The sequence below is a fragment of the Coprobacter sp. genome (assembly GCF_982436375.1).
Genome location: NZ_CEWDCG010000232.1, coordinates 1 through 4190, shown reverse-complemented (window position 1 = coordinate 4190; position 4190 = coordinate 1). Strand labels below are relative to the sequence as shown.

The following is a 4190-nucleotide window of genomic DNA, read 5'->3' as shown; positions in this document are numbered from 1 at the left end:
CTTTCGAAAGAGAGTGTTGAAAGTAAGTTAGGTAAATAAATTAAAAGAAAGGTATAATTATGTCGGTAATTCATCTGAGTGAGAAAGAATTCTCAGAAAAGGTAGTGAATATTGAGACTATTTCCTCGCAATGGAAATATAAAGGTGATAAACCTGCGTTAATAGATTTTTTTGCTACATGGTGCGGTCCGTGCAAGGCTTTGAGTCCTATTCTTGAAGAATTGGCTGAGGAATATAAGGATCGGATCTATATTTATAAGATAGATGTAGATAAAGAAGAAAAGTTATCCGAAATTTTTGGTATTCGAACTGTCCCGACTTTATTGTTCTCACCTTTAAAGGGTGACCCCTATATGACTTCGGGAGTAATTCCGAAACATGAACTGAAAAAGAAGATAGAAGAAATACTGTTGAAATAGGTTGTCTTATCTATGGTTTATGTTTTTAGAAACCGGTTGCATTGCAAATGACAAAATGCGACCGGTTTTTTTATTGTCACAATGTGATTTTATGCAACATATAATTTTGACTGTTTTTTTGTTGCTTATTCCATCTTATCCCGTAAAGATATACCTACATCGATAAAACGTCCGCCTCCGGTATCTTTACAATATACGGTAATAAGATTCTCTTTACCGATTCTCAAAGCTTTTAAAGCCTCAGGCTTGATCGGAAAATATTCATAGTCGGAGTTTGCTCTTCCGGCATTACAAGCAAGAATACCGTTGATAAATACATCGAAATTTTCATCATGCATAGCTCTGAGCATAAGACGGGATATTTCGTCTTGAGAAAGTTTGGGCATGATAAATTTACGACGCATGCAAATTTCCGTAATGGTTCTGCCCTTATTATCTTTTATTTTGCCGTCTGCGACAGGCCAAGGTGTATTCCCCTTTTTTCCGGCGGCGTTTCCGAATGCTCCCGGGCCTTCTTTCCAATCTGAATCATCGAAATTTTCTTTGTTCCAAGCTCCTTTTCTCGGACCGTATTTATATTTCCAGATTTGGGCTTCTTTTTCCGATGTCGGGACTATTTCTTTAAAATTCGGCATTTTAAACCGGAATGTATTTATTTTCGCGATTTTAGAAGCATCGACTTTAGCAATTCTGTCATACGTGAATAATCCGTTGATTTCGGTCATTATATCGGTAAGTTCTGTATAAACTACGGCAGCAAGACCGTTTTTTTCTCGCATTTTGACAATCATGTTATAAAGTTCGGCGTATTTGAAAAGAAGATCTTCCGATGTATCTACGTTAGCATATCCGCTACCTTTACCTTCGAACCACATGTGCCCCGGGACTTTCATTCCTATACCGCCGAATTCACCGCAAACGAGTACTTTTCCTTTAGCCTTTTCTTGATCCTCGACTTTAGGTTTAGGGTAAGAAGGGGCAGGGTAACTGTGTGTATCCAATATATCTCCTGAAAAAGACCATTTTCCTCCGCTTGCATCATTGACCAATCGGGTAGGATCTTGTTTTTTGACGACCTGTACAAGTCGTTCGGTATCGAATTGTCCTTGTCCTTCGTTAAATATTACCCACATAATAACAGATGGAGAATTTTTGAGGAAGTCTATCATTCCTGTAAGTTCGGTTTCAAAAGCCTTTTTGTCGATTTCCGGAGTGGGCTCATCTTTGTGACTGCCTCTATATGAATTGCAGGAGGGGGCGTCTTGCCATACCATCAGTCCGAGTTTGTCGCACCAGTAGTACCAGCGGGCGGGTTCTACTTTGATGTGTTTGCGGGTGAAATTGAATCCCATTTTAATCGTTTCTTCTATGTCGAAGCGAAGGGCTTCGTCTGTGGGTGCGGTATAAATACCGTCGGGCCAGAATCCTTGATCGAGAGGACCGTTCATAAAAACAGGCTCACTATTTACGAATAGACGCTTTACCCCGTTTATTTCTCCTACGGAGATTTTTCGCATACCGAAATAGCTATTGACCTTATCCGTCGGTTTGCCGTCATTTCCTAATATCGATACATTGATATCATATAGATAGGGATTTTGAGGAGACCAAAATTTCGGATTCGGAATTTTGATCTTTATAGGACTATTGGTTTTCCCTTGAAATTTTCCGGACTTGAGTTCGACAAGCACTTTGGCATTTTTTGTATTTGACAAGACGGTAACTTCGACCTCTTTTTTATCTATATCGGGGACGATTTTGATATCTTCGATATGAGTTTCTGAGACCGGTTCAAGCCATACGGTTTGCCATATTCCGCTTGTCGGTGTGTACATGATCCCTTTTTGAATACTGTCTTGTTTCCCTCGTGGTTGTCCCCCTTTATCCGTCGGGTCATAGACACGGACTATGAGTTCATTCTTTCCGTTCGTTACGGCATCTGTTATATCGAAACTGAAAGGTAGATATCCCCCTTTGTGCAGCCCTATTTTCTTTTCGTTGATAAATACTTCTGCCTCATAATCGACTGCACCGAAATGAATCAGAATTTTTTTCCCTTTCCATTTGGATGGAATTTCAAATGTACGTCTGTACCAGAATTTGTCCAGTTGTTCCATGATTCCGGAAAGGGCGCTTTCGACGGGGAAAGGTACTAAAATATTTTCTGTGAGTTTTTTACCGAAAGGGGGCTTTTCGTTTAAATCGGCAGAACGTTGAAATTCCCATACTCCGTTGAGGTTCATCCATTCGTTACGAGTCATTTGTGGACGAGGATACTCCGGATGAGGTTTTTCGATATGAACATCTTTTGCCCATTTTGTCATAATCGGTGCTTCTTTGGTTTTGAACTGGGCATGTAGTTCTGAACAAAGAAACGTAAGAACGCAACATATAGCCAGCATTCTTACTGCTTTAATTTTCTCTTTAGTCATCCTTATGAATTTTGTTATAAATGTATTTTACAAATATACAATATTTAAAGTACTTGTACATATTTTGAGGAAAGAATTTTGAAATAAGAAGATATGGGCTCTCAAGAGAATGAAATCATGAATTGATTATTTGGCGGTAAATATTGAATGAATATGGAGAAGTATATAAACAAAAAAAGGTTGTCTCACGACAACCAATCTTCATTAACCTTAAATCTAATACCATGAAAAACACAGTGCAAATATAATGTATAATCTGTTATTAAACATACTTTTTGAGCATAAAATGTTGTGTATAAACATTATTTAATAGAATCGGGCTATTCGAATTTTCTATTTTGGGTTTTATTAATTTTGTTTACACTGATTAATCTATATTCTTCTTTTAAAACAAATCTGCAGAAAAAACATCCGTTTTTTCTGCAGATTTGTTTATCTAAAAAATAGATGGGCTTTTACGAAGCGTAAGCACTTAACATCCATATCATCTTCTCTTGGCCTTTGAGTAAGTCGCTTATCATGGCAACTGTCACTTCATCTTTTGTTTCGGATGCTAATGATAGCAATTCCCGTTCTTCAGCAATGAGGACTTTAAGCGTTTCTCCAATATTGTTGAGTGCTTTATCAGCATTATCTATATAACCAGATTCTTTAATGTTTGCAGTTTGTAGATAATTGCTGAATTGATGTTGAGGAGTTCCGCCGAGCATCAATATTCTTTCTGCAATCTCATCAATTGTTTCAGCGGCACTATTATACATATCTTCAAATTTGCTATGTAAAACAAAAAAAGAATGACCTTTGATGTTCCAGTGAAGACCTCTTAGGTTTGTATAATAAACTTGAAAATCTGCCAGTAACTGTTGCAATCCGTTTATTACATTTTCTACTTTTTGTTTGTCTAATTGAATATAATCTAAAGTTTTCATATCATTTTATTTTAGAGGTTTATTTAATTGTTTGATGCAAATGTAATATGTTATAATATATAAATCAAACTGATATTATCTATGCTTATATAGATGATATGAATATATCCTGGATTAGAAGATAATTGGAATTCTGTGTTGTTTTGGGTAAAGAGTGTTGTGGTGAGGATTATTGAGCCGGAATAGGGTTACAGTAAGAGCTTGTGAAAGCCTACCTCTGATCTTTGAAGCCTACCGGATTTTGTATAAATGTTTTTTGAGTATTTATGTTTTGATAAAAGGTGGTGGTTTTTCTTTGTTTGAGAATCAGTAAAATTTTGGTTGTTCGGATATTTTGGAGAGGGGGAGGTTATTAAAAAAGAAAAGGTTGTCATCTCGACAACCAATCTTCGTTAACCTTAAATCTAATA

At 36.7% G+C, this 4190-nt stretch carries 3 protein-coding genes; 1 reads left to right on the top strand and 2 read right to left on the bottom strand.

Translation table 11 applies throughout. The features are described from left to right. The first annotated feature begins 59 nt into the window (after positions 1-59). Entirely contained in the window at positions 60-419 is a 360-nt protein-coding gene (gene trxA / locus AC1WHX_RS10915) for a thioredoxin (protein ID WP_022600745.1), read from the top strand. Between the two features lie 125 nt (positions 420-544). On the opposite strand, the gene AC1WHX_RS10910 is transcribed toward trxA, so the two are convergent. Together AC1WHX_RS10910 and AC1WHX_RS10905 are read right to left on the bottom strand one after the other, a co-directional pair. Then, on the bottom strand, positions 545-2851 hold the full coding sequence (locus AC1WHX_RS10910) for a glycoside hydrolase family 2 protein (protein WP_303116567.1): 2307 nt from the start codon (positions 2849-2851) through the stop codon (positions 545-547). Between the two features lie 455 nt (positions 2852-3306). Next, on the bottom strand, positions 3307-3780 hold the full coding sequence (locus AC1WHX_RS10905; protein ID WP_022390120.1) for a Dps family protein: 474 nt from the start codon (positions 3778-3780) through the stop codon (positions 3307-3309). Positions 3781-4190 lie beyond the last annotated feature (410 nt).

Excerpts from the sequence above, each read along its gene's own strand:
- AC1WHX_RS10910 (WP_303116567.1), bottom strand. The coding sequence starts at position 2,851 with ATGACTAAAGAGAAAATTAAAGCAGTAAGAATGCTGGCTATATGTTGC.
- trxA (WP_022600745.1), top strand. The coding sequence starts at position 60 with ATGTCGGTAATTCATCTGAGTGAGAAAGAATTCTCAGAAAAGGTAGTG.
- AC1WHX_RS10905 (WP_022390120.1), bottom strand. The coding sequence starts at position 3,780 with ATGAAAACTTTAGATTATATTCAATTAGACAAACAAAAAGTAGAAAAT.